This window comes from Roseivirga pacifica, from assembly GCF_900111145.1.
GTDB classification, from domain to species: domain Bacteria; phylum Bacteroidota; class Bacteroidia; order Cytophagales; family Cyclobacteriaceae; genus Roseivirga; species Roseivirga pacifica.
Genome location: NZ_FOIR01000003.1, coordinates 119,419 through 144,578, shown reverse-complemented (window position 1 = coordinate 144,578; position 25,160 = coordinate 119,419). Strand labels below are relative to the sequence as shown.

The following is a 25,160-nucleotide window of genomic DNA, read 5'->3' as shown; positions in this document are numbered from 1 at the left end:
GCTTGGTGTTTTAATTGATTGATCGGCTTATCACCACTTGTTCCGTATCAACAATTATTACGGATTGCGCTTTACCCTCACCACGATCGGTAATATATTTTATAGCGCCATTAGCGGTTTTTTCGGCAATAGAGCTAAAGTCGAACAGGCAGCTTTCCAAATTGTAAAATTGGTAAGTAGTAAGTGCGTTTAGTTCATCAAATTCTAAGTATAACAAGCCAGACTCTTCGCCCGCAGCACACATGCCAATGTACAAGGGCTTAGAGGCGTATGCGTACTCCAAAATATACCGATTGTCTTTATGAGCAAGGATATCAAAAATCCAGTTTCTATCGCCTAGTTCATCAAGTTTAAAGCCTTTGCTAGGGTTAAACATCAAGAATTCCCGAGAGTCTTTAATGTCAAGGTTATGTGCTCCTAGCATTACGTTTAGCGTGTCGTTTTTATCGGTCCAATTGTAGGTAGAGTCGCCAAAAACAAACTTTTCTGAATATTCAGGCAGGTTTTTGTAAAAGCTCATTTCCTCCCAAAAATTGGTCTTTTCAGTTTCAAAGTTGAGCATGTGCTGTGTGGAAGCACTATCGTGAAAAGCATAAACCGTAAGATCATCATCGTAAAGACCGGCTATGCTGGTTTTGCCTACTTGGTTTTCGGTTTGGTACCAACCTGTAATCGCGTAGGATGCGTTACTTTTTCTGGCGTATGCATAGAACTTAAGGTACATGGTGAACGGGGTTTTATACCCTATCATGCCTTTGAAAACAGCGTCATAGGTGTCTATGTACTTAATTTTTGGATAGCTGTCTTGTGCTTGTGTGTTCAGGTAAATACAAGCCAAAATTGCGAGCAAAAATGTTCTCATGTCCTTAAGTAAACGAATGAAGGAACAACTTCATACCATTACTATGCGGAATTGCTTTAGAAGGGCTTTTGCCAGCCTAATTAGTTGGTAATGGCCTGATAAACCAGCGCTCTCAACTTATCATGATCGTCAATATTTATGGCAGGAATAAGTTGGGTAAAGTAAACAACCACTAGCTCTTCTTCTGGATCTACCCAATAGGTGGAATGATAGGCACCGCCCCAACCGTATTCGCCATTGGAGCCTGGGGTGCCGCGTTTACCAAAATCGTTAACTACCGAAAAGCCCAAGCCAAAGCCTGTGCCACCCACCCAAGGGAAGGATGCCCTTTGCAGGTGGTCGGCTGTCATTAATTCCACTGTTTTGGGCGAAAGAATACGCTGGCCGTTGTAGGTGCCTTTATTCAGCATCATTTGAAGGAATTTGGCGTAGTCGTTTGCAGTGCTAAGCAATCCTGCGCCTCCAGAGAAACTCATTCTTGGACCTTCTACATATTGGCCTTGGCTTAGCATGGTGCCTTCGTTTGGTGCTCGCTCTATACCATTATCGGTAGAAGAATATACTGTAGCCAATCTATCCTTTTTGCTTTGAGGCAAATAGAAATGCGTGTCGTTCATTCCTAAAGGTTGAAGGATTTTGGTAGTTAGGAATTCGTCTAGCGTTTGGCCTGAAACCACTTCGATGATCGCACCCAAAATGTCTGTATTATAGCCATAAACGAATCTTTCTCCCGGCTGCGCCTCAAAAGGTAATGCCGCCATTCTTCTAATGGTCGCTAAAACAGGCTCATTTCGGTCGGCAAAGTACCAGCCCTGAATACCGGCTGCTTTCCATTGGTCAGCGCCTAGTCCTTCACCATAGCCAATTCCTGCGGTGTGGGTTAGCAAATCCCGCAAAGTTATCGGTCTGTTTGCTTTCACAATTTTATATTCACCCGGCTCGCCACCTTCTACAGGCTCAGCAACTGTTGTTTCTTGAAACTCACGAATATACTTACCTACAGGGTCGGTAATTAACAGTTTTCCTTCCTCTTGCAGCATCATAATCCCTACGCTTACAATGGCTTTGGTTTGCGATGCAATGCGGAAAATAGCATCGTTTTGCATTGGTACATTCGATGCAACATCCCGCTTTCCCCAGGAATTTGAATAAGCGATTTTCCCCTTTCTGGCAACCAATGCAACTGCTCCAGAAATTTGCTGGTTGTCAACATATTGCTGAAATGTATTGGTTAGGTATTCAAGTCTTTCAGTCGACATACCCACACTTTCAGGCTTGGCCTTTTCTAGTTTTTGTGCCAGCGCTTTGCCACTAGTTAAAAGTACAAAGCATGTAAGCAGTAGGAGGGTTGAAATACGATTCTTCATGGTGAGTGATTAAGAAATAGGAAAAAATAGAGGTGTCTAAACACCGTAAATCGGATAGAAGATAGAAAGAGTTTTTGAGAAAAACCTATGAAGAAAGCTTAAACGTTTGTTTTACGCTTATAGTCGAGATTTAAGCACTTTCATTGTATTAATAAATCTTGTGGAGATCTCTTCTGAAGCTATATGCTTGCCTTCTTTGGCCATCCATTTTCCATTTACAATAGTGCCGAGCACGTTCGAAACATCGCTTGAATAAACAATGGTATTGCTCAAATGCTGCTCTGCCGATGTTGCCAAAAGTGGAGCTTGGGCATCGAAAACTACCGCATCGAAGGGTTGGCCTATTTCAAAGAAGTTGTTGGCCGGCTTGCCCATAGCCTTTCGCCCTGCAGCCCAAGCCATTTCAATGGCATTAAAGCCGCTATCGCCTTTATTTGGTTGGTAAAAGGTGTTACGCTTATGCGTAGTTAGCCTTTGGCCGTAGTCTAGCAGTCTCAGTTCCTCTAGCGGATTTATGCTCACATGGCTGTCGGTACCAATACTCCAAGAACCTCCGGCATTTTTAAAGTCGTTAAATCGGAAAAGTCCATCGCCTAAGTTGCCTTCTGTAGTAGGGCAGAGCACTACATTGGCTTGAGCCTTTGCAATCCCTGCAACTTCAGCGTCACTCAAGTGAGTGGCATGCACCAAATGATAATGCTCGTTTACATTAGCATTGCCCAATAGCCATTCTACTGGTCTTTTGCCATGAAAAGCCAAACAGTCCTCAATTTCCTTCAGCTGTTCAGAAACATGAAAGTGGAACGGTCTGTCGTTTTTAAAGTCGTTGCAAACGGCAATAATGTCTTCTGGCTTTACCGCTCTTAGGGAGTGAATGCCAATACCCAAACTAGCTTGTTCGTAAGTGCTTACAGCCTGCTCGCTGCTTTCAAGCAGCTTGTAGTATTCATCTTTAGTCTTGGAGATAAACCTCCTTTGTTTTTCCTCGGCCGGTTTACCAAAGCCACCCATTTGATAAAACATGGGTACGAGTGTGATTTGAATGCCTGCTCTTTTTGCGGCAGCAACTAAGCGTTCACCAAGCTCTGCTAAGTTGTTGTACTGCGCTCCGTTTTTATCGTGGTGCACATAATGAAACTCGGCTACGGCAGTATAACCATGTCGTACCATTTCTGAATAGAGCATGGCTGCGATATCTTCGAGCTGCTCGGGCGAAACTTGTAGCGCCAAATCGTACATGGCAGTACGCCAGCTCCAGAAATCGTCTGGTATTCCAGTACCTTGGTGTAACTCGGCCAAGCCAGCCATAGCGTATTGAAAGGCATGTGAGTGTGCATTCTGAAAGCCAGGTATAGCGTAACCATTTACTTTTTCTGAGGCCGTACTATTTGCTTCTATGGACTCAATATTTCCCGCAGCTGAAACTTTTACCACCGCATTTTGCTGCCAGCCATTGTTGGTTAAAATGCCCTTGAATTGATATGCTTTTGCCATGTTATAGTGCTTTTATAAGTACTTCGAAAACGTTGATTAGTGTGGTACGCATAACATTTGCTCTAGCTTCATCATAAGTCGTTTCCGAATCGTCCATGTAATTGGTTTTGGCCATTTCTAGCTGAAGTGCGTGTACGTTTTCTGCTGGTTGACCAAATGAGCGCGTAATGTAACCGCCTTTGAAAGGGTGGTTGTGTTGAAGGTCATATCGGTCTGTTTTTAATGCTTCAAAAGCAGCGTTGATGATCGCTTCACTGGCCGATTTCCCATCATTATCTCCAAGAATAAGGTCAGGAAATGCTTCTTGTCGAATACCGGGAACCACTTTTCTAATTGAATGTGCATCAAAGAGTAGTGCTTTGCCAAATTCTGCTTTAGTGGCAGTTAATAGTTCGTCTACCTTTTGGTGATAGGGCTGGTAATAAGCGGTAAGCCTTCTGTTGATTTCTTCTTGGCTTGGGATGTTTTGTTGGTATAAGTTTTCTCCATTAAAGTTGGTCGTTGGTACCAAACCAGTAATTACACGGCCATCACTATATAGGGGAGCGCTGTTAGGATCGCGGTTTAGGTCTATTACCCACCGGTTATAGTTTGCCGTAATCATGGTAATGCCTAGTGCGGGTGCAAAGTCATAGAGCTTGTGGATGAACCAGTCTGTATCATCAGGAGCAGCTACGTGCTCTGGCTTAAGCTGGTCGGCCACTTCGGGTGGAAAAAAAGTGCCCGAATGCGGAGAACTAATAACGATTGGAACTTTAGGGGCGGTAGGCGCAACAATATTGTATAAATCCATAGGAGTGGTTTTGCTTTCAAAACTAATTAGCCCAGCGCTCAATTAGAACAGGTAAGGCCATAAAGTGACCCTTTAATTCCCTGAAGGGATACACTGTTAGTATTTATTTACCCTTTAGGGTTAGGGAGATGTTGACATTATTTTGAAGCAACTTGATAGACTTCTCTTTTTTTTAAAAACCAAAAATAGGGGATTAGCAGGAAGTAAAAACCGAATATGCGTCTATTTCAGCAAGGCGATAATGCGTAAAGGCGCACCGCTACCGGCTTTTATTTTCATGGGCAAGGCAATCACCTCAAAACCAGCAGAAGGCAACTTATTTAGGTTGGTTACATTTTCGAAAACGGGGATGTTTTCCGACAGTAAAATTACATGGCTTTTGAAAAGGGTAGATTGCCCGTAATCTATACTAGGTGTGTCTATGCCTACTGCTTTGATATTACGGTTGTTTACTAGCCATTCAGCAGCCTCAGGAGAAAGACCAGGGAAGTGGAGCTCTTTAATTGCCTCATCACCACGGTGGTCAGTGCCTAGGTATTGTGCTTTGTTGGGGTAGTATTTTGAATAACCGGTTTGCAAAAGGACGATGCTGTGCTTAGGGATTTTACCATTCCTTTCTTCCCAAACTTTAAAGTCATTTACAGAAATAAGGTATTCCGGATTGTTAACAGCTTGGCCAGAAACATCAATATTGATTCCTTCACCTATTAGTCTTTCCAACGGTATTTGTTCTACCGACTGTTTGCCTTCAGAAAAATGAATGGGTGCATCCAAGTGTGTTCCGCCATGTTCGGCAGCACTAAAATTGTTCGCAGCATAGAAGAATCCATTAGGGTTTTGCCCTTTAAAAACAGTGTCTAGCTCAAACTCTTTGGCATTTACCCAATAAATTGTTTCTCCTGAAAAGTCGTGTGAGAGGTCTATAATGGTTTTTTCTGCTATGCTCATGTTGGCAGATTTTTCTTCCATTTCTGATTTGGAAGAACATGATGATAAAAATAGAGCAACTAGGATTAAAAGGTTGAGCTTATTCATGTGCACTGTGTTTGATGACTAAAAGTAGTTACAAAACGGGTTACAAAAAAGGCAGCTAGTAGGCTGCCTTGAATTAGTTTAAAATGATTAGGCTTAGTGTCTTTGAAGAACCTCGCGTACTTCTATACTTCCTCCAATTTTGAATATGGGGTTTGCCTTGGCTATTTCTACTGCTTCATCGATATGTTCAGCTTTCACCACCATATAGCCACTGGTAATGTTTGTGGTTTCGAACGGGCCATCTTTTACATTGCCGTTAGCGGTAATTGTTTTGGCACTTTCAGGCATTGGCAGTAAGGTGTTGCCTTTGTTAACAAGCTTATCGCTTTCCGCAATATTTTGAAGCCAAACTATGCGTTCTTTCATTTGCTCTGGACTAGGTTTGAAATCGTTGAGCGATTTGATTTTAAAGATTAATGTAAATTCTTTCATCGCAATAAAGGTTTTTTGCTCTTATGACTGATGAAAGTGAAGGAGGGGACTGGTTTAAGACTTTATCTTCAAATAGGTTTATCTAAAAGGTAGCTAACACCCGTAGATGCATTCGCAGGGAAACCCGTTCTGAATCCATAGACAGATGAGTTAAGTCCAGCGGCAGCAAGAATATGAGGTGCTGTTTTTTCTGGAATACTATCTCCGATATGGTTCTCTAAAAGTTGGATGGTCTTTTTTCTTCTTGGAGGTCCGTCATCAGGAACAAAAGGCCCACCAATTTTCTTTACAGGTTTTAGCAGGTCTGTGAGAATCTCTTTCCATTGTGCCATTTTTTCTTCCAATTCTTGATCGGCTCTTTCTTTTCGAGCTAAATACTCCTCTAAATCCATGTCACCACCAATTTCGGCTTCAGGATTGTCATTTGCTGTATTGGCCATGTCAAGTAAGTCAGATGTGCCAATGGAAGGGTAGGTGATTTCGGCACAACTTGGCGACTGATCCCATGCTCCGGCCTTGGTAAATATATGACCAGCACTTGAACTGGCCGTGATGTCTAACCAAGCTATGTCAACATTGTTGTGTTGAATAACCAAATCTGGTCTAGTACTACCTCTAGCACCTTGCTGAATTACTTTCATATTGTCCCCTATGGTAGGAAGTAAAGGGCCACTCACTAAACTTTCAACTGCATAACCAAAAGCAGTGTGTAGGCCTCCGGGATCAATTTTTGTTTCCCCATAATCTTTGATTTTTTCAACCCATAGCTGTGTGTAGCCATTAAGTTTGGCTAAACTCCCTAATGTGGGTGTTTTTATAATCCATCCCCAGGCTTTTAGAACAGCCTGATTAAGCTTATCTACATATGCTTCAATCTCTTCTGCATAATCACCTTTGTATGCCGAGTTTGGAACATCTCTTTGAACGACACTTGATAAAAGCTGGACAGGCTGATTGCCTTGTTTCAACCTGCGTTGCATAGCATTCACCGGCCTATTATCCACAAACTGAAAGATTGCTTCTGAACGGTTTTCAGTGTCGGCTATTGCATGGCCATTGGCCTTGCTGCCGTTTTGCGGTGTTTTGTTTGCGTGTGTTTTCATATTCCAAAGTGGAAATGAGGATTTGTGTTTATTTAGCAAGGATTAAGTTACAAAGAATTCCGGTTAATGGTAGCTCTGCTTATTCATTTCAGCCTTTCGAGTAAACCTTTCCTCTTTATCAGGTTTTTATAATCCCACTGAATGTTTTTTGCTTTTTCCAACCACCTTTTTAGGTTCTCAATATTGACTTGCTCAACGTTTGTAAAACGTTTTTCTGCAGCTTTAAATTTGCCTTCTATTTTTAAATCGGGTTCATCAAATGATTGGCCGCTCCAGAAGAGTAGGCGAATACAGTCTTTCAGTTTACTGTAACCTACTATGGGGTTTCCATCCAAGAACCAAACAGGGTGTGCGTGCCAAACTTTATATTCGGCCTCGGGTAAATTGTGGCAAATTGTTTCATAAAGCAGTTGGCAAATAGCTTTGTCGGTAGCTGTTTGTCTGCTGTGATAATCTTGAATGTCGGGATGCATGATGACGCGTTATTTTCAATACTGAAAATAGCGAATTGATACATAAATGGATAGTTTGCTTATCTAAAAAGGCTGTCTCAAAAGTTCTCACTGTTTTATGTGAACGATACTGTTGAGACAGCCTTTGTTTTGGTTAGCCTTTTCTGAAATCGATGTTATAGAAAAGTGCCATTTGCAAGGTGTGATTCTGTTCGGAGCGTATGCCATCCGATTTGAACACATAATGGTTTAAGTAGCCAAGTTGTACGTTACAGTCTTTGTTGAACCGCCAGCCCAATGCCAAATAAAGCCTGTTTTGGTCGAGGGTGTTGGCTCCAATACCTTTACCAAAACCAAGAAAGACTTCTTCATAGAATGCCGCGAATAGGGTGTTGTCTTCCATTTCGCTGCTGGTTAACGGCACGGCCAAGAAGAACCTGTATCGTGCACGGTTTCTATAAATGTATTCATCATCATTGGCCGAAAAAGGAACTGCATTGATGTTTTCAATAAAGCGTTGCTCTGTACGGAAACGGTGCTGAAAGTTCAGTCTGCCAGTTTTTTGGTTAAGTATTAATTGTTGCCAAATACGGTGTTCGTTGGCCGATTCAGGAATTGGTTGTTCACCATAAGGAAAAGACTTTATCCAGCCGTAACCTGCGGTAACCATCATATTGTCGGCAGCGTACCAGTCTAAACCAAATCGAAGCAGTGACTGCTGCCAGTCTTTAATCCAATCGCTTCTTCTCCATTGATATTCGGTGTGAATACCTAAATCGTCTGAAATACGGTGGTTACCAAAGTACATGTACCAGCCATTGTACTGAGTGGCGGTGTTGTTTTGTGCCTTTAAATCGTTGTTTGTATAGGCTAAGCCAAAAATGATTAAGCTGGCAAAAAATAGTTTTTTCAAAAGTCGTGAGTGAGTTGAGAATGTGGTTGTTTCCAAAATGCTGTAATTTTTTCTGCTAAATACTAATAGCAAGTGTTACGGTGCAAACAGATTCTTGTTAGAGGAATTTTTTAAGTGCTTTCTATTTATACTTCCGGATAAGACCTAATACATGGTGTTGGGGTTTTTCGAGCGTTTCGGAATTTGTTGAATGGCATCCCAATGTTCTACGATTTTGCCATCATCATCGAACCTAAAAAAGTCCATGGTAACGTACTGGTCGTTGCCGGGCCATGTTTGATGGGTGTGTAAGGCTACCAAATCGCCTTGGGCTATGCAGCGCACAAAGCTTATGCTTTTGTTTGGGTACTCGCGCTGCATGCGCACAAAGTAGGCTATAAAACCATCTGTGCCATTGGCAACATCTGGGTTGTGCTGAATGTATTCCTTGCCCACATACTTTTCAACGGCCAATTTAGGGTTGCCTTCATACGCTGTTTGGTAGAAGGCAACCGCATTTTGTTTGTTCTTTTCTAAATCCATTTTTTCGCGTCAACTTCAATTGAAGCTAACTAAAACTTACTGGCTTTACCAGCAACCTCCCTCAAAAAGCATTTGGGTTTCCGTTTTGTTTACTGTTGCTACTGTTTGGTCCTTGGCAATAGTTACACAGTACAAGTCTGGATTATTAATAATGCTTAGGTTGTGCAAACTGGTTAGTTGGCTTACATCTAAAGCCTGAAGCTTGTTAGCTGAAATCCACAAATACTCAAGTTCAGCGTTGTTACTAAGGTCAATTTGTTCAATTTTGTTATCACTGAGAATCAGTGTAGAGAGCTTAGTGTTTTGTGAAACATTTAGTGCAGTAAGCTCATTGCTTTTGGCCAATAATGAATTGAGGTTTTCGCACTTTTCTACATTAATTGAGGTAAGATCGTTTTCACTAAGGTTTAGTACTTCTAGGGAAGGTAGGTCTAGAGAAATTTCCCTAAGGAAGTTCCACGAAATATTGAGCGTTTTTAGCTGTGTGGCAGCATTGAGACCTTCAACAGAAGTCAGGTCATTGAATAACAAGTTGAGGTGTACTAGACTGGTGTTCTTAGAGACGTCTATAGTGGTAAGCATATTGTTTGTTAATACCAATGAAGTGAGATTGGTAAAAGCTTCTATCCCTGTAAGGTCAGTAATGGCAGTACCCTCGTTGTAATTTGATAGGTTAAGTGAGGTTACCGCTAGGGCATCCGAAATGTTTATGCGTTGGTTAATTGTATTATCGCTATCAATGCCTTGCTCTATTAGTTTCTGTTCAAATTTTGCGTCTGGAATATTGACAAAATCCGGTGTGCTGTCATCATTGTTTTTACAGCCGAATGTCAGAGTAATGGCACAAGCTACTAGTAGTGAGTGCTTTGAAAAAAATGGTGTTTTCATGTGTTGAACGTTGTTTTTGAGTTTTAAAAACAGTTAGACGCAGGGCATTTGAAAAAGGTTGGGATAGGAGAGGGCTAATTTGATTTTAATAGTGTGTGAATCTTGCGAGAAAGTAAGTCCCTAGTTTTGTCGTGTGATTTGCAAAACGAATCTTTTGTTGAATCTTTGAATGAATAAAACATTAACGGTGTTGAGTTTCTCAGTTCAACCCAAAGTATAACCGATGGAAAATACGCTTCAATTGCGTCAGGTAAATGTTACCAGATACATTCTTCCGCTCCGCGAAGGTGGTTCTTTGCCAGCCCTAGCCGATGCTGACGATGGCTTCAAATACGTGCTCAAGTTTAGAGGTGCAGGCCAGCGAGAAAAGGCGTTAATCTCAGAGCTTTTAGGTGGCGAGATAGCAAGAATACTTGGTCTGAAAGTGCCAGAGCTAGTGTTTGCGGAATTAGACCCAGCATTCGGTAGGTCTGAAGGCGATGAAGAAATTCAAGATTTGCTGAAAGGAAGCCAAGGTTTGAATTTGGCACTCCATTTTTTATCGGGATCTATCAATTACGATGCACTGGCTATGGAAGTAGACCCTTTGATGGCCTCCAAAATAGTCTGGCTAGATATGCTCATTACCAATGTAGACCGCACGTTTCGCAATACAAATATGCTTATGTGGAATCGGGAACTTTGGCTGATCGATCATGGGGCGGCATTCCTTTTTCATCATTCATGGACTAATTGGGAGAAGAATGCGACAGGCAAATTCCCCATCATAGCCAATCATGTTTTGCTTAAGCAGGCATCTCAACTTTCCGAAGCAAACGAGCAGTTAAAGGTGCTGCTGAAATCAGAGTATATAGATGCATTGGTAGCGCTTATTCCAGATGAGTGGCTGCTTGCCGCTGGAGATGAGGAGCATGCTCCTGACGCACGAGCCGTTTATGCCAACTTCCTCAAATTAAGACTTTCACATTCAGATCAATTCACTAAAGAAGCCCAAGATGCAAGAACAGCACTTATATGAGTATGCCATTATCCGGGTGGTGCCTAGGGTGGAACGAGAAGAGTTTATCAATGCCGGGGTGATTCTGTGCGATGCTAAGAGTGGTTTTATTGGTGCTAAAATTCAGCTCAATGAGCAAAAGCTTTTGGCTCTAGATCCTGAAGCTGATGTGGAAATGATCAAGCTGAACTTGAGTTCATTCGAGAAAATTTGTTCAGGAAATGATGGTGGACAGATTGCAGATATGGATTTAGCCTCACGCTTCCGTTGGCTTACTGCTGTACGAAGCTCCATCATTCAAACTTCACGTCCGCATACAGGTTTCAGTTCAGACTTGGCCAAAACCCTCGAAAAGCTTTTTGAGGAGAATGTATTGTAATCTGCGCCAAGGCAGGGTTAGTTATAAAATTTTCTCAAAGCTGAATTTTTAGATTTATCTTGTTGTTGACCCTTTTCAAACCCTTAAAAAGTGGAGCAGGAGCATTTACAACTAAGAAAGCACATTGAAGAAATCTCTAAACTAACCGAAGAGGAATGGGAGTTTATAGCATCTCATTTTCATCTTAGAAGGTTAAAAAAGCATCATTTCTTAGTTCAGGAAGGTCAAAAGGTAGACCATGAGTTTTGGATAGTAAAAGGCTTGGTGAAGTCTTATGCCATAGACTCTAAAGGCAAGGAACATATTATGCAGTTTGGAATGGAAAACTACTGGGTAAGTGACTATCCCGCTTTTCAGTTTAAACGAGAAGCCACCATGAATGTAGACTGCCTAGAAGACTCTGTTTTCTTTTCGCTTTCCTTTAACGACAGAGAAACCATTTGCCATCAAGTGCCAGCCATGGCCAACTTTTTTCGAACCAAATCGAACCTTGGTTATATCAACCTGCAGCAACGTATTATGTCGCTATTAACTCAGACTGCTGAAGAGCGGTATGAAGAGATTCTGCAGAAAATGCCTCATTTAATTCAGCGGGTTCCCAAACGGTTGTTGGCTTCTTTTTTAGGCGTAAGCAGAGAAACACTCAGCCGACTTTAGTTCCTTTTTTGATGTGATGTAAATCACTTTTTGCTAGTGATTTGTCACACCTCATTCTTGTGATTTAGCTCCTCGCACAGGGCTCATAATTCATGGACTTTTGTATCAGAAACAAAACGAAAAACCATGAATAAATTAAAATTACTTATTGCACTCCTTTTTACATCTACCATTATGATGGCTCAAAAAGGAAAAGATGTGAACGTACTGATGGTGCTTTCTAGTCATGAAGCACTAGGCAACACTGGCAAAACCACGGGCTTCTATTTAAGTGAAGCTACTCATGCTTATGAAGTATTCGAAAAAGCGGGCTACAAAATTGACTTTGTGAGTCCAGAAGGTGGTAAAGCTCCAGTAGATGGGTTCGACCTAGAAGACGAAGTGAATAAAAGGTACTGGGAAGATAAAACCTTCCAAAGAGCTATTAATAATACCAAAACGCCAGCTGAGATAGCGTCTAAAAAGTACGATGTCATTTATTATGCGGGAGGGCATGGTACTATGTGGGACTTCCCGAACAATGAAGCCTTAGCTAAAAAAGCGGCTGAAATTTACGAGCTAAATGGAATTATTGGTGCTGTTTGTCACGGCCCATCAGGTTTGGTAAATATCAAACTTTCCAATGGTCAATATTTGGTAGAAGGTAAGCAAGTGAGCGCTTTCACCAACCAAGAAGAGATTGCCGTTGAGTTAGAAGATGTAGTGCCTTTCTCTTTAGAAAACATACTTTTAGAAAGAGGCGCTACCATAGTGAAGGGAGCAGATTGGGCTGAAAAAGTAAGTGTTGACAGTAGATTAGTGACTGGTCAAAACCCTGCTTCGGCCCATAAAGTGGCTACTGAAATTGTTGCATTGATTAACGCTAAATAAGCATGGATTCTTCTGCAACAATGACGGCCAATACGGCCAAAAGGAAAAGTATGCCGGCAGCACTTTGGGCATTAACCATCAGTGCTTTCGGTATAGGAACTACGGAGTTTGTAATTGTGGGCTTACTGCCCACAGTTGCTCAAGACTTAGCCATTTCAATATCATCAGCGGGTCTTTTAGTGAGTTTGTACGCGGTTGGCGTAGCTGTTGGAGCACCTATTCTTACAGCATTAACCAGCAAGATTCCACGAAAAAAGCTGCTTTTAGGGGTAATGCTACTTTTCATATTGGGTAACGGATTAGCCGCAATTGCTCCAACCTTCGGCTTGTTGGTGATGGCCAGGATACTGACTGGTTTTGCACATGGTGTTTACTTTTCAATAGGTGCTACCATTGCGGCTAGTTTAGTACCAGCTAATAAACGTGCTTCTGCCATAGCTATTATGTTCGCAGGTTTAACCATAGCCATTGTTACTGGTGTTCCTTTAGGGACTTTCATCGGTCAGAATTTTGGGTGGAGAGCCACTTTTATTGGTGTGTCTATCTTAGGAATTATTGGAGCCTTGTCTAGTGCTGTTTTGGTGCCTGCATCAATTCAGGGAGGAAAAGCCTTGCGAATAGTAGATCAATTGAAGGTGATCAAAAGCCCTTCGGTACTATTGGTTCTGGCCATTACAGCTTTGGGCTACGGTGGTACTTTCGTAACCTTTACTTACTTAGCCCCACTATTGGAAGAAGTGACTGGTTTTTCAGCCAGTATGACCAGCTTGTTGCTCTTGGTATATGGTATTGCCATAGCCATTGGAAATATAGTTGGTGGAAAAGTCTCCAATAAAAAGCCAAGCAAGGCTTTAATGGTGATGTTTATTCTACAAGCCGTTATCTTGTTGGTACTTTACTTTACCGCTCCATTCCAAGTAGCGGCTGTAGTAACACTGTTTTTTATGGGTATTCTGGCCTTCTCAAATGTGCCAGCTTTGCAGTTGTACATTGTGCAAATGGCGGAGAAATATGCGCCAGGAACAGAAGATGTGGCTTCAGCACTTAACATTGCCGCCTTTAATGTGGGTATTGCTATTGGTGCGGCTTTAGGTGGAAAGATTGTTGAATCATCTCTAGGAGTTGGCGCAACGCCATGGATAGGCTCTATTCTCGTGTTCATCGGGTTTTTGCTTACACTGGTAAGCCATAGAAGGGAGCGCTGATATGGATACTATTTGTAAGCTCCATCATCCGGGAAGAATGACCATTGGGCTTGAAATGCCCCTAGATAATGATTGGTCATTGGCCGGAGATAGAAAGCGCAAAGAGGAGGGAAGGCCCTTTGGTGTGCCAGATATGAGCCGACATTTTGTTCGAGCAAAATTGGCCGATCAGCTTGGGTTCAATACACTTTGGGTGCGGGAAGTACCATTGTACGATCCCTCTTTTGGTGATGCAGCCCAGCTTTTCGATACATTAAGTTACCTCGGCTATCTGGCTGGGGTAACCGACAACATTCTTTTAGGAACTGCGGCTATTGTAATGCCGCTCCATAATCCGTTACAGTTGGCAAAAGCCGCTGCCACTATTGAAAACTTATCTGATAGTAGTTTTTTAATGGGAGTTGGTTTAGGCGATAGGCCAGTGGAGTTTCCTGTGCTTGGTCATAGTTTTGATGATAGGGATGAACGCTTCAGAAGAAATTATGAAATCGTAAAAGAGGCTTGGAAGGAGGATCATAACCTTCAGGCTTATTATGAAACGCTGAACGCCAACTATCAGGTTTATCCTAAACCAAAGCATAAAGTGCCATGGGTTTTGGCCGGTCGGGCCAGGCAGTCTATGGACTGGATTGCTCAAAATATGGACGCTTGGTTTAGCTATCCAAGGCCTGTTGAACAGGCGAAGGAAGTGGTGCTCAACTGGCGAGGTGCACTTTATGATAACGACCAGCCAGAAAAGCCATACATCACGGCCATTCATCTGAACTTAACCAAAGACAAAGACCAAGTTTTTAGTCCTGCGCGTTTTGGCGGATTGATTGGGATTAATCGAGTAGCTGATCTGATGATGGATTATCAGAAAGCTGGGGTCTCGCACATGGCCATTCACTTACGGAAATCAGAATTGCCAATTGAAGAGGCAATGGAACAGTTGGGAGAACACGTTCTCCCGCATTTTAAAAATCAAATGGCAGACTGTCTGCCAGCTTAAACAATTAGAATATGAACTTAAGAAAGTTAGGAAATACAGATATAGAAGTTTCGCCTATTGCTTTTGGTGCCTTTGCTATTGGAGGAACCATGTGGGCAGGAAATGAAGAAAAAGACTCGATTAACGCAATTCACGCAGCCATAGACAATGGTATCTCTACCTTAGATACGGCACCATTTTATGGCTTGGGTAGAAGTGAAGAGTTGATAGGGAAAGCCATTGCCGATAAGCGTAGAGAAGACATTCAGATCTTGAACAAGTTCGGACTTGTCTGGGATGGAAGTAATAACGGAAAAGGTGATTACTTCTTTGATACTGAGGATAACGGGAAGAACTATTCCATCTATAAGTTCGCCTCAAAAGAAAATGTAGTGAAGGAAGTAGAGGAGAGTTTGAAGCGACTAGGTACAGACTATATTGACTTATTGCAATTGCATTGGCCAGATTCTACCACGCCTATTAGTGAAACTATGGAGGCCATGGAGCGCCTACTTGAGCAAGGCAAAATTAGAGCAGCAGGTGTTTGTAATTACAGCGTAGATCAGCTGAAGGAGGCGGAACAAACTCTTAAAATGAGTTCTAACCAAGTTTCTTATAGTATGTTGCAACGTGGTATTGAAGCTGATTTAGTCCCATTTGCTCAGGCTAATGACATGAGCTTAATTGCTTATAGCCCAATGGAAAGAGGTCTATTGACAGGTAAGTATTTCAAAGATGGAAAGCTAGAAGAGGCTGATCATAGAAACGGATATTTTAAGCAGTTCGATTTAGAGCGAATTGAGAAAGTGCTAAATGAACTGTTGGTTATTGCCGATAGCTATAATGCTTCTCTTGCTCAGTTGGTACTAAATTGGACAATGAACCAGCCAGGAATTACAGTTACTTTGGCCGGAGCCAGAAATGAAAAGCAAGTAGCTTCTAATGCTGCTGCTATGAATTTATCAATCTCCGATGCTGACATGGCTAGTATTAACCAGCACCTTGAGTCATTAAAATAGGCTCATTTCTCATAAACATAATCTGAAAGAAGCTGTCTCAAAAGCTACTGTTTTCGTCATTCTCGCCTTGAGCGCGAAGCTCTATCAACTTTCTGGTATTTCCTTCTAGGGTATCTGGATAGCGTCTCGAATGACGGCTTATTTTTGAGACGGCTTCTTATTATTCCTGAAAACGTCTAAGTGATTTACTCACTCAATAACTCACAAAATCACCATCGTTCGGAATATCTACTTTTTCCAGTAGCCCATGCTTTTTTAAGAGCCTTTTAAGGTCTGTTCTTGTATTCGGACAATGATTGAGTGATTCCATATGATTAGCAAAAACATGCTTGGGAGAGTTTTGAACAAACTTCACTATGTCATCGCTATTCATAAGTAAGGGCTTTCCAAAATCTAGCTGAGCCATACCTGCAGCCAAAACAGTAATATCTGGTTTGTACTGTTTTAATGCCTTATCTACATGTTCGGTGTAAACGGTATCAGAACTAATGTAAATTGATTTTTCATCAGGAAGAGCCAAGTGGTAGCCCATAACATTGCCAGCAATGTGCTTTACAAAACCGTAGCCATGTACAGCCTTGACCCCAGAGATGCTTCCATCCAAATAGTCCTTTGTTTCTCCATATTCTAGCGTTTCTGTAACCTTAAGCCCCTTTTTCTTCAGTTTGGCTACATCTAAAGCGCTGCACACCACAGGAATATTTCTTTCTTTTAAAAAGGCCACGCCTTCATCGTCAATATGGTCAGGGTGAAGGTGGGTGATGAGGCAATGCGTAACTTTCTCTAGTATATCATAAGCATTGGCAGGTAGGTCTACCAAAGGGTTTTTTCTTGGCTTGAACCTAAAAAGTGTAAATGGCGCACTCGTTCCCTTTTTACTCAGCATAGGGTCAACCAAAATTACTTGACGCTGAGTTTCTATGACTAAGGTTGCATTTCTGAGATGATGAACTTTCATTTCTTTTTTTGTGCAAAGTTCAAAGCGAGGCTTGCCAAATGCCTTGATTCAAATCAATTTCTTTTGCGAATACGACTCAATGTTTCGGGTGTCATTCTTAAATAAGTAGCAATATGGTAAAGAGGTATTTGCTGTAGCCATTGGGGTTTGGTATTTAGCAAATCGAGATAAAGTTCATCTGGAGTAAGGCTAAAATGCTTGAACTCTTCCTGTTCTCTTAGCATTATGTTTTGGCTGAATATCTCGTCTACAAACTCTTTCCCACATTGGTAGCGCTCCATAAACTCGTAGAAAGTTGCGCTATCCATTTGCTTAATTGTTGTATCGGTAAGGCTTTCCTGATACTTGCGTCTTTTACCTTGGTTAAGCAGTAAGTGAAAGTCTGTGGTAAATTCTCCTTCGAGATAAAATTGAGTGTTCATTTCTCGCTCTTCATGGGCAAAGTATTCGCGAACAATGCCTTGACTGACGAACCTTAGTTGATTCTCCGTTTCATCTTTGCCTACAATCAAACTTCCCTTTTTGTAGGTTTTGGTTTTGAAAGCTTTAGAAAACTCAGTCAGCCCTTCCTGATTGAATGGGAATTTGCTGTTGAAGAACTCAAAAATCTGATTATTGTGATTCACCTATCTGCTTGGTTTGCAAGGGCAACAATAAAGGTGGAGAAATGGTGCAAAACCATTGGGGCTGCGCTTTAGAAGTGAACTCTAATCTAAAAATAGAAACGATTAACTAAGCTGAAACTGTTTGAACGATATGTACAAGCCCAAGCCCCTGTTTGGTGTGGATGTCGATAAACCAAACGTTCTGAAGGTTGTTGAGTAGCACGGGTTCGCGGTTCTTGGGTTGCTCTAAATGTTTTTCTATCTCTTTTATTGTGGTTGCACCAAGTTGATAGATTTCACTGCTTTGGGCTGATATGACCTTTAGCCATTCGTTTACAGATTCATTCAAACCAGTAGCTAATACTTGACTAACATAAGTACCACCTCTGAATTCGAAAATGTAGGTGTAAGTTTGGTTCATTCCTCAAAGATCAATTAATCCTCCAGCTTTATGCGTTGTTTTTTTGTTTTGCTGAATTCATCACTTAAGTCGAGCTTAATGACATTTTGATTGCTCAGTTTGTAGGAAAGAAAGAACTGGTTGTCGGTTATATTAATGAAAGAACTATACACCGTGCCTGCTACTCTGCCAGTTGCTGTTTTTTGTGGAGTTTGAGCAGCTTGGCCAAATGTATTGCCTACTTTTAACAAATCAATTTCTGTCGTTTGCTCCATAGCGGCTATTCGTTTTTCTATCGATTCGTAGCGGTAGCATGGGTAGTTTCCTGCTTCTGGCTTCGAAAGCAAATAATTGGTCATTATTAGCTGGTTCTCTTCCATCCAGTGAAGCACTCTTTCTCCATCAACCCATTCAACAATTACTGCTTTGCCTGATTTATCGCCAAACATCATGTGGCTTTTGTTAAGTGCTATCTTTTCCTTCTCCAAGTAAGCCAATGCTTCAGCCACATTGCGGCAATGGGCTAGTATTTTATCTCCTAGGTTATTCTTAGGGTTGCCATAGCCATTAATTTTTTGTTGTTCTGGGGTTACAGCTGCATCGAAAAATAATCCACTTTCGTTTATTCCTCCCTGCGCGAAGTTGTCCCAGCCATACCATAGACGGGCTAACTTGTTTCTAGACCTCGGCTCAATCTGAATATAGGCTTCTACATCGTACCAATAATCCTCATTGTTAACTGCGTAAATTTTGCCTGTGGCCTTGTCCACATAATACAATACTGAACAGGCTTTAAGGCTATATTTAACCGAGAAAACACCAACTAAAACAATGAGTAAAAGCTTGATTTTGATCATTTTGATGCGCTTTATTTACGAAGGCTTGAACAATGCAAACTGCTTGTGAACGAATATACGTTATTTCCTTTTGCTCAAAACCTTTGCCCAGTAACTACATGCTTTTTCCGCAAGAGTCCACTCTTTAAGCATCAATGTTGGAAGCGCGTTGACTGAACCTACATGAGGTTGATGTTACCGGAAGTTTTCTAAATCCGGTAACATTAGTTATATCAAATGTTGGCTTTGCTGCGCCATTAAATACTCAGCCCATAACTGCCTTAATCTTGGTATGCTCCTGAAGAATAAGTGAGCTCATAGCTGTGAGAATAAATCTCGAATACTACACCAAATGGGTCCTCTACATAAACCATTTTATACGGTTTTTCATCCGGATAATACTCACGAATCGGCATTCTCTGTTTACCACCTTTAGCAACGATTTTTTCTGTTAAACCTTCAATGTCTGGGTCCTGTACGCAGAAGTGAAATAGGCCTGTGTTGAATGGGTTGAACTCTGGTTTCTCTTCAGACATATTAGGAAAGGAGAATAGCTCAATACCTACTCCGTCTGAAGTAGACATATGCGCGATCTCGAACTCTTCCCAGTCTTCGCCAAAAACATCAATACACATCTGGCCAATGGCTGTATCTCTTTCTTTTTGAATCTTTGAAGGAGCCATAATCACGTACCAGCCCATTACTTCTTCATAAAACTCAACTGCTTTTTTTAGGTCGGGCACGGTAATGCCTATATGCGAAAATGACCTCGGATAACTCTTATTCATATTTTCTCTTTTTATCAAATCAATAGGTGCGTTTAACGTGTTGATGTGAGCACTTAGTTCCACCTTGAGAGCTTGGAATCATTTAATAAGCATCCATTTTGAAATATGAAGTACAGTTGAACTTAGTTTATTAAACTTCTTACCTAAACTGTTTGGGTTTAAGGCTTTGACTAGCGCTTTCGACTAATTCTACAATCCGTTTTTTTCTCGTTTCAGGCCGTTTGGCAAAGGTTACCCAATGCAGCAACAGCTTTTTGGCTGAATTACTAAGTCCATTAAAAAATGCCATAGCCTCTCGGTTGTTAGCTAAAGCTTCTTTTAGGTCTTGCGGGACTATCAGTGCCTCAACATCGTCCAATGCATTCCATGAACCATTTTCTTTTGCAACGACCATGCTTTGAAAACCGGCATCTTTCATTAGATTTTCCTCAATGAGCTTATCTACTTTTTCTTTGTTGATTTTAGACCACATGCTATTTGGTTTTCGCTTGCTGAAATACTGCATGTAGCTTTCTTTATCGATGGTTTTCTTGGTGCTGTCTATCCATCCAAAACAAAGTGCTTCGTCTACTGCTTCACTCCAGCTCAGTGAAGGTTTATTGCTTGAAGACTTATAGTAAACTAACCAAATAGACTGTTCTGACTGATGGTTTTCGCTCAGCCATGTTCTCCATTCGGCTCTGCTTTTTGGGTAGAAAGTTGCTTGGGGTTTATTAGTCATGGTTTACTTTGCTGTAATCTTAGTTAGGGTAAGTGACAGCCTTATGTCAGTAGTGAGCGAAAAAAGGAGTTAGTTTTTCAAAAGCTGCATTACCCATTGAATAAGCTCAACCTCATTTACAATTGACCATGAATGCGGATGCCTTAATCCGGAGCTTCGATAGCCTGGTTGATTGGCAGGTACAAACTCTGCATTTTCATTTCCCATTAATAATAACCTGTTGATCATTTCGGAAGATGGTAGCGCATTCGAATCGAAAAGGCTCCTTCTTCTATTTTTTAGTTGCCAAACAATATCTACATCATGGTAAACTCTTACAGCTGTATTTTGTAAGAATCGTTCATTGCCGGGTTGATCAAGGTTAGCATTGAATGGTGTCAGTTTGTTGTAGTTATCTGGCGAGTTGATTGGGTCTCCAATTTCCCTAAGCATAATGTTAGAAACGAAGTTGGCCTCGCCTGTTCCGGCTGCAGAGTAGTCTTTTTTTAGCTCCCTTTGAAAGTAGTCCCAGATGTGAAATAAATCAACTGGCGAATCGACACTAAAAACCCCTTGTGGTTGAATAACCGCCTTTTGACCAAGCTCTGCACAAAGTTCCGTAAACCGTAAACTAATGGTGCCACCAGCAGAGAAACCACCTATTACGAATTGGTTTTTATCTACTTTGTATTTTGACTTAACGTGCTCAAATGCTGAGTCGAGCTTTTTAATTACTGTTTCATCTGCATATAGCTTTTGTCCTCCAGCTATCGCAATGGTTAATATGCCATTCGCGTAAGCTACATTTTGAATTTTGCTTTCAGGGAAGATGCTTTCGGCTGTTTGGCCAAAACCGGGAAGCAGTACCAAAACACTTAGTATGTCGTCTGATTCGGGTTCAACGGCTAGGTAGTAGCCATCGGCTGTACTTGAATCGAAAGTGATTTTCTGGTAATTCTGAGCATTTAAATGGATTACTACTAAGTTCAGGATAAGAATAGTAAATATGGCCCTCATCGGTGTGGTTTTATTATGAAGAAACAGCTTTGAGAGAGCACAAGCAAATCATTGCCAGTCTACACAATGAGTTTTGTGGTAATTTAACATTTCAACAGCCTTTGCTAGGCTTGTTGAGAACACCAACAAGGGTCACGGAGCTGCGTATGCCAGTTCTAAGCAAGATTTTTTAAATCTTGGACACAATTGAGTATGAGTATTTTGTGGGTGGACATATATACCAATTAGAGCCCTGAATAAATCGAAACTCTTGTCCCGCTAGGAACTACATATCGGTAGGTTAAAGATTTTACGGTCTATATTGATGTGCCTTTAGGTACATAACATTACCTGCAGTACCTAAAAGGCACTGTTGGGTATGGCTGGAGATTCGTAGCTACTGATGTAACGTCCCTCTGGGACCTTGTGTTAGAAGTGAAAAATGGATAACGGTACTTGTACTTGGTACCTGAAGGTTGCGGAGTAATCATTCGGACATCCTCAACAGGATGGAAGCAAGGCAAATCAATTTTATTTATCATTGAATAGTTTAATGGTATAGTCTAAAAGAGCCGTGTTGCCAGTTTTTCCATGCCCTGGAATAACTATACTTGCCTCGGGGAATTTGGCTTTCACATTGGCAACGGTTTTTGACCATTGCTCAACATTTGCGTCATCCAAGTTTCCTTGGCTAGCACCAACCGATTTAACCAAGCAGCCTCCAAACAAAACTTTATCCTTTGAAAAATACCCGACTACGTTGTCTTCAGTGTGGCCTTCACCTAAAAAATGTGTCACTACCGTCTCGCTACTTAACTTCAATTCTAGACTATCTCTGAAAGCATTTATAGGCACGTTAAACTGATACCTATTGTCATTTAATAATGTTATAGTTCTTTTGCTAGCATATGTAGTGATGCCGTGAGCATCAAATTCATCAATGCCTCCTATACAGTCTTCATGGAAGTGTGTAGGAATAAGAGCTACTATTTTACTTTTTAATTCCGAACTTATAAACCTGATAAGTTCTCTAGAATTTTCTGAGTTAGTTGGCGTATCGAAAACTACACTTTCACCTTCATATATGATGAACATGCCATTACAGGGTACTTTACCAAAAGCCTCTGTATCCAAGTAAGAAATGTGTAGGTAAGTATGGTCTGATAACTTCACTACTGAAAGTGTTTCGCTCTTATAAACAACAGATTCTCCCTGTAGCGGTTGAGTTTTTTTCTGAACAGTTTGGCTTTCTGTATTTGCTTGGTTGCAAGAAAATAGAGTTAAGCAAAGAAATATAAAAGAGAGGAGTCTATTCTTCATTTTGTGGTTGTGGCCTCGTTAATATAAGACTATACTAATATAACCAGCTTCCATGATTAGTATGCTTTTAATGTTAGCTTAAAAACTATTGGAACCGAAAGGGGACCTAGCAAAGGGTTACACAGCTTTATATTGACAGTACAGTATAATGTGCAGTACCTAAAGGCATTGTTGGATAAGGCTGAGAATTAGTGGCTACAGATGTTGCGACCTTCTTGAATGTTGAGTTAGAAGTCGGTCGGTTATAAACCGACTGTTCTTACACCCTCGATGCAATCGAGGATGAGACTAAAATCTAGAGTCAGACGTCTGAAATCTATAGTTTTACTAGTCATCGTTTATAACGAGGACTGACGAGAAAGGCATCTTTGATGCTGAAACTAAAGAAGCGGCTTGGAGCAAGATTGAACAGTGTCTTATTTCGGTTACAAACCGACCTTCCCTTCATCCTCGATGCAATCGAGGATGAGTTCGATGTCTAGTATCTATGGTCTAACGTCTAATACCTACCTTTAACCAAACAAATCGCTGCTCAAATACCTATCACCACGGTCGCAAACAATGTGAACAATAACTCCTTCTTCAATTTCTTCGGCAAGCTTTAGTGCTGCGTGTAATGCACCACCAGAGCTCATACCAGCCAAAATACCTTCTTCTTTTGCCATTCTTCGTGTCATTATGGTGGCTTCTTCCTGGCTTACATCTATTACTCGGTCAACTCTATGCGGCTCGAATATTTTGGGTAGAAACTCTGGTGACCAGCGCCTGATGCCGGGAATGCTAGAACCATCGGTAGGCTGTGTGCCCACAATCTGCACGTCAGGGTTTTGTTCTTTCAAGTAACGAGAAACCCCCATAATGGTGCCGGTGGTACCCATTGCCGATACAAAATGTGTGATTTTGCCTTTGGTGTCGTTCCAAATCTCGGGTCCGGTAGTTTTATAATGCTGCCCATAATTGTCTTCATTGGCAAACTGATTCAGCATAAAGTAGCCTTCTTCTGCAGCCATTTTTTCTGCCAATGTGCGACTGTACTCTATGGTTTGCTTGGCAGGGGTAAGGATCACTTTCGCCCCGTATGCTTCCATGCTCAAAACTCGCTCTCGAGTAGAGTTGTCTGGCATAATTAGGGTCATTTCAACCCCCATAATGCTGGCAATCATGGCTAGGGCTATGCCGGTATTACCGCTAGTGGCTTCGACCAGTTTATCGCCTTTTTTTATGTCTCCACGGTCTAATGCACCTTTTATCATACCGTATGCAGCACGGTCTTTTACACTTCCGCCAGGGTTGTTGCCCTCGAGCTTTCCGTAAATTTTAACTTTTGGGTTTGTGTTCAGGTGTCTGTATTCAACCAATGGCGTATTGCCAATCAACTGTTCTATGTTCATGCGGAATGTCCTTTGAAAATAATGGTATCTGTTTCGCCTTCGCTATTATTCATTTGGGCCTGATAGTACACTTTGCTAAATGGCGGTACACTGTGGGTTAGCCACACGTTTCCACCAATAATACTGTCGTGGCCAATGGTGGTTTTTCCGCCTAAAATGGTAGCACCAGCGTAGAGCACCACATTGTCCTCAATGGTTGGGTGGCGTTTCACCTTGGCATCTTTTTTATCTACACTCAGTCCGCCAAGTGTTACGCCCTGATAAACCTTTACATGGTCGCCAATAATGGTGGTTTCACCAATTACTACACCGGTGCCATGGTCTATACAGAAGAAGTTGCCAATACTGGCGCCTGGGTGAATATCGATACCCGTTTTGCTATGCGCATATTCGGAGATAATGCGGGGAATAAGTTGAACACCAAAACCTTGTAAGGCATGGGCAATTCGATGTGCAGAAATGGCTATAAAACCCGGGTAAGTCCGAATAACCTCCGTTCTGCTTTTTGCGGCAGGGTCGCCCTCTAACATGGCCGTTACATCCTGTTCCATTTGTTCGTAAATGGCCGGAACTTCCTCAAAGAATTTATCGGCTATTTCTTCAATGTCGTCCTCAGTCTTTACCGGATTGCGAGAAAGAATCTGATCTAGCTGAAGCTTTAGCTTTTCGAAATGCAGTTCAAACTCTTTTTGCGAATTGAATTGCTGCTTTGAAAAGTCAGGGAAAAGCGTACCCAATAGTTCATTAAACCAATGAGCCACCACCTCTGGCGATGGGCAAGTAGGGCAGGCTTGCTGCCTGATGTACAGTTTTTCAAGAAATGCTTTATTCATGAAAATGAGGTTAGAATGCTAGTTAGCTACGAACACGCAGAAGTGGTAAGGAAGTTTCCTAAAATTTAAGAGAAACGTCTTTTCCCTTCCATAAAGTTTTTCTGCTCTCTGCGCTGTCGGTTGTTGATCATAAAGAAAAGTAGCGGGCCAATAAGGAAAGCCATAAACAATGGTAGCTGTAATATTCTGCTTTGATTTCGCTTGCGTTGGCTGCGGTATTTCATGTATTGCAGAAAGCTTACGGTGTAAACCAACATGATTAAAACCATCAGAATAATTAAGGTAGTAGAGTCCATACTTTAATATAACGAATTGAGGGTAGAAGGTTTAAAGGATGTGGGTAAATAATCAAAGGTTTGGCTATGCGCAATAGGC

At 41.5% G+C, this 25,160-nt stretch carries 29 protein-coding genes; 7 read left to right on the top strand and 22 right to left on the bottom strand.

The features are described from left to right. Window positions 1-10 precede the first annotated feature (10 nt). From BMW98_RS15795 to BMW98_RS15745, 11 genes are all read right to left on the bottom strand, one after another. A complete protein-coding gene (locus tag BMW98_RS15795; RefSeq protein WP_090259686.1) occupies window positions 11-862 on the bottom strand; it encodes a hypothetical protein in 852 nt (283 codons plus the stop codon). Between the two features lie 80 nt (window positions 863-942). Continuing rightward, window positions 943-2,229: a serine hydrolase domain-containing protein gene (locus tag BMW98_RS15790; RefSeq protein WP_090259684.1), complete on the bottom strand. Its 1,287-nt coding sequence runs from the start codon at window positions 2,227-2,229 to the stop codon at window positions 943-945. 117 nt (window positions 2,230-2,346) lie between these two features. After that, window positions 2,347-3,723: a formimidoylglutamate deiminase gene (hutF, locus tag BMW98_RS15785; RefSeq protein WP_090259682.1), complete on the bottom strand. Its 1,377-nt coding sequence runs from the start codon at window positions 3,721-3,723 to the stop codon at window positions 2,347-2,349. 1 nt (window position 3,724) lies between these two features. Next, window positions 3,725-4,516 carry an N-formylglutamate amidohydrolase gene (locus tag BMW98_RS15780; RefSeq protein ID WP_090260153.1) on the bottom strand — a complete coding sequence of 264 codons (792 nt, stop codon included), beginning with the start codon at window positions 4,514-4,516 and terminating at the stop codon, window positions 3,725-3,727. Window positions 4,517-4,738: 222 nt separating this feature from the next. After that, window positions 4,739-5,551 (bottom strand): cyclase family protein, encoded by an 813-nt coding sequence (locus tag BMW98_RS15775; protein WP_090259680.1) that lies wholly within the window; start codon window positions 5,549-5,551, stop codon window positions 4,739-4,741. A gap of 93 nt (window positions 5,552-5,644) precedes the next feature. Beyond that, the gene (locus BMW98_RS15770) at window positions 5,645-5,983 is read right to left on the bottom strand and encodes a YciI family protein (protein WP_090259678.1); all 339 of its coding nucleotides are present in this window, start codon (window positions 5,981-5,983) and stop codon (window positions 5,645-5,647) included. 68 nt (window positions 5,984-6,051) lie between these two features. Then, window positions 6,052-7,086: a hypothetical protein gene (locus BMW98_RS15765; RefSeq protein ID WP_090259676.1), complete on the bottom strand. Its 1,035-nt coding sequence runs from the start codon at window positions 7,084-7,086 to the stop codon at window positions 6,052-6,054. An 83-nt stretch (window positions 7,087-7,169) separates the two neighbouring features. Then, a complete protein-coding gene (locus tag BMW98_RS15760) occupies window positions 7,170-7,559 on the bottom strand; it encodes a DUF1801 domain-containing protein (protein WP_090259674.1) in 390 nt (129 codons plus the stop codon). Between the two features lie 133 nt (window positions 7,560-7,692). Continuing rightward, on the bottom strand, window positions 7,693-8,451 hold the full coding sequence (locus BMW98_RS15755) for a DUF2490 domain-containing protein (protein WP_090259672.1): 759 nt from the start codon (window positions 8,449-8,451) through the stop codon (window positions 7,693-7,695). Window positions 8,452-8,595: 144 nt separating this feature from the next. Beyond that, window positions 8,596-8,973, bottom strand: a complete 378-nt coding sequence (locus tag BMW98_RS15750) for a nuclear transport factor 2 family protein (RefSeq protein ID WP_090259670.1) — start codon at window positions 8,971-8,973, stop codon at window positions 8,596-8,598. Between the two features lie 45 nt (window positions 8,974-9,018). Continuing rightward, a complete protein-coding gene (locus BMW98_RS15745) occupies window positions 9,019-9,861 on the bottom strand; it encodes a leucine-rich repeat domain-containing protein (protein WP_090259669.1) in 843 nt (280 codons plus the stop codon). A 223-nt stretch (window positions 9,862-10,084) separates the two neighbouring features. Between BMW98_RS15745 and BMW98_RS15740 the strand changes: the two genes are divergently transcribed. From BMW98_RS15740 to BMW98_RS15710, 7 genes are all read left to right on the top strand, one after another. Then, on the top strand, window positions 10,085-10,879 hold the full coding sequence (locus BMW98_RS15740; RefSeq protein WP_090259667.1) for a HipA family kinase: 795 nt from the start codon (window positions 10,085-10,087) through the stop codon (window positions 10,877-10,879). Beyond that, on the top strand, window positions 10,857-11,237 hold the full coding sequence (locus BMW98_RS15735) for a DUF3037 domain-containing protein (protein ID WP_090259666.1): 381 nt from the start codon (window positions 10,857-10,859) through the stop codon (window positions 11,235-11,237). Before BMW98_RS15740 ends, BMW98_RS15735 begins: the two co-directional genes overlap by 23 nt. Window positions 11,238-11,327: 90 nt before the next feature. Further along, complete coding sequence (locus BMW98_RS15730; protein WP_090259665.1) at window positions 11,328-11,894, top strand: Crp/Fnr family transcriptional regulator; 567 nt, start codon at window positions 11,328-11,330, stop codon at window positions 11,892-11,894. A gap of 126 nt (window positions 11,895-12,020) precedes the next feature. Continuing rightward, window positions 12,021-12,764, top strand: coding sequence for a type 1 glutamine amidotransferase domain-containing protein (locus BMW98_RS15725; protein ID WP_222843669.1), 744 nt, complete (start codon window positions 12,021-12,023; stop codon window positions 12,762-12,764). 2 nt (window positions 12,765-12,766) lie between these two features. Then, window positions 12,767-13,969 (top strand): MFS transporter, encoded by a 1,203-nt coding sequence (locus BMW98_RS15720; RefSeq protein WP_090259663.1) that lies wholly within the window; start codon window positions 12,767-12,769, stop codon window positions 13,967-13,969. A gap of 1 nt (window position 13,970) precedes the next feature. Further along, window positions 13,971-14,960, top strand: a complete 990-nt coding sequence (locus BMW98_RS15715) for a TIGR03571 family LLM class oxidoreductase (RefSeq protein WP_090259661.1) — start codon at window positions 13,971-13,973, stop codon at window positions 14,958-14,960. 11 nt (window positions 14,961-14,971) lie between these two features. Beyond that, complete coding sequence (locus BMW98_RS15710) at window positions 14,972-15,958, top strand: aldo/keto reductase (RefSeq protein ID WP_090259659.1); 987 nt, start codon at window positions 14,972-14,974, stop codon at window positions 15,956-15,958. 193 nt (window positions 15,959-16,151) lie between these two features. Here the strand turns inward: BMW98_RS15710 and BMW98_RS15705 are convergent, their stop codons facing one another. The 11 genes from BMW98_RS15705 to BMW98_RS15655 all read right to left on the bottom strand — a co-directional run bounded on the left by BMW98_RS15705 (window position 16,152) and on the right by BMW98_RS15655 (window position 25,081). Beyond that, a complete protein-coding gene (locus tag BMW98_RS15705) occupies window positions 16,152-16,916 on the bottom strand; it encodes an MBL fold metallo-hydrolase (RefSeq protein WP_090259657.1) in 765 nt (254 codons plus the stop codon). Window positions 16,917-16,969: 53 nt separating this feature from the next. Continuing rightward, a complete protein-coding gene (locus tag BMW98_RS15700) occupies window positions 16,970-17,542 on the bottom strand; it encodes a Crp/Fnr family transcriptional regulator (protein WP_090259655.1) in 573 nt (190 codons plus the stop codon). A 106-nt stretch (window positions 17,543-17,648) separates the two neighbouring features. After that, the gene (locus tag BMW98_RS15695; protein WP_090259653.1) at window positions 17,649-17,942 is read right to left on the bottom strand and encodes a hypothetical protein; all 294 of its coding nucleotides are present in this window, start codon (window positions 17,940-17,942) and stop codon (window positions 17,649-17,651) included. Between the two features lie 14 nt (window positions 17,943-17,956). Continuing rightward, window positions 17,957-18,778, bottom strand: coding sequence for a carcinine hydrolase/isopenicillin-N N-acyltransferase family protein (locus BMW98_RS15690; protein WP_090259651.1), 822 nt, complete (start codon window positions 18,776-18,778; stop codon window positions 17,957-17,959). Window positions 18,779-19,038: 260 nt separating this feature from the next. Next, entirely contained in the window at window positions 19,039-19,545 is a 507-nt protein-coding gene (locus BMW98_RS15685) for a lactoylglutathione lyase family protein (RefSeq protein WP_090259649.1), read from the bottom strand. A gap of 139 nt (window positions 19,546-19,684) precedes the next feature. After that, entirely contained in the window at window positions 19,685-20,266 is a 582-nt protein-coding gene (locus BMW98_RS15680; RefSeq protein WP_090259647.1) for a YdeI/OmpD-associated family protein, read from the bottom strand. Window positions 20,267-20,335: 69 nt separating this feature from the next. After that, on the bottom strand, window positions 20,336-21,262 hold the full coding sequence (locus tag BMW98_RS15675; protein WP_090259645.1) for an alpha/beta hydrolase: 927 nt from the start codon (window positions 21,260-21,262) through the stop codon (window positions 20,336-20,338). A gap of 510 nt (window positions 21,263-21,772) precedes the next feature. Further along, window positions 21,773-22,561, bottom strand: coding sequence for a subclass B1 metallo-beta-lactamase (bla, locus tag BMW98_RS15670; RefSeq protein ID WP_090259644.1), 789 nt, complete (start codon window positions 22,559-22,561; stop codon window positions 21,773-21,775). A 512-nt stretch (window positions 22,562-23,073) separates the two neighbouring features. Further along, entirely contained in the window at window positions 23,074-23,952 is an 879-nt protein-coding gene (gene cysM / locus BMW98_RS15665; protein ID WP_090259642.1) for a cysteine synthase CysM, read from the bottom strand. Beyond that, complete coding sequence (epsC, locus tag BMW98_RS15660; protein ID WP_090259640.1) at window positions 23,949-24,785, bottom strand: serine O-acetyltransferase EpsC; 837 nt, start codon at window positions 24,783-24,785, stop codon at window positions 23,949-23,951. Before epsC ends, cysM begins: the two co-directional genes overlap by 4 nt. Window positions 24,786-24,850: 65 nt before the next feature. Beyond that, entirely contained in the window at window positions 24,851-25,081 is a 231-nt protein-coding gene (locus BMW98_RS15655; protein ID WP_090259638.1) for a hypothetical protein, read from the bottom strand. Window positions 25,082-25,160: the final 79 nt, after the last annotated feature.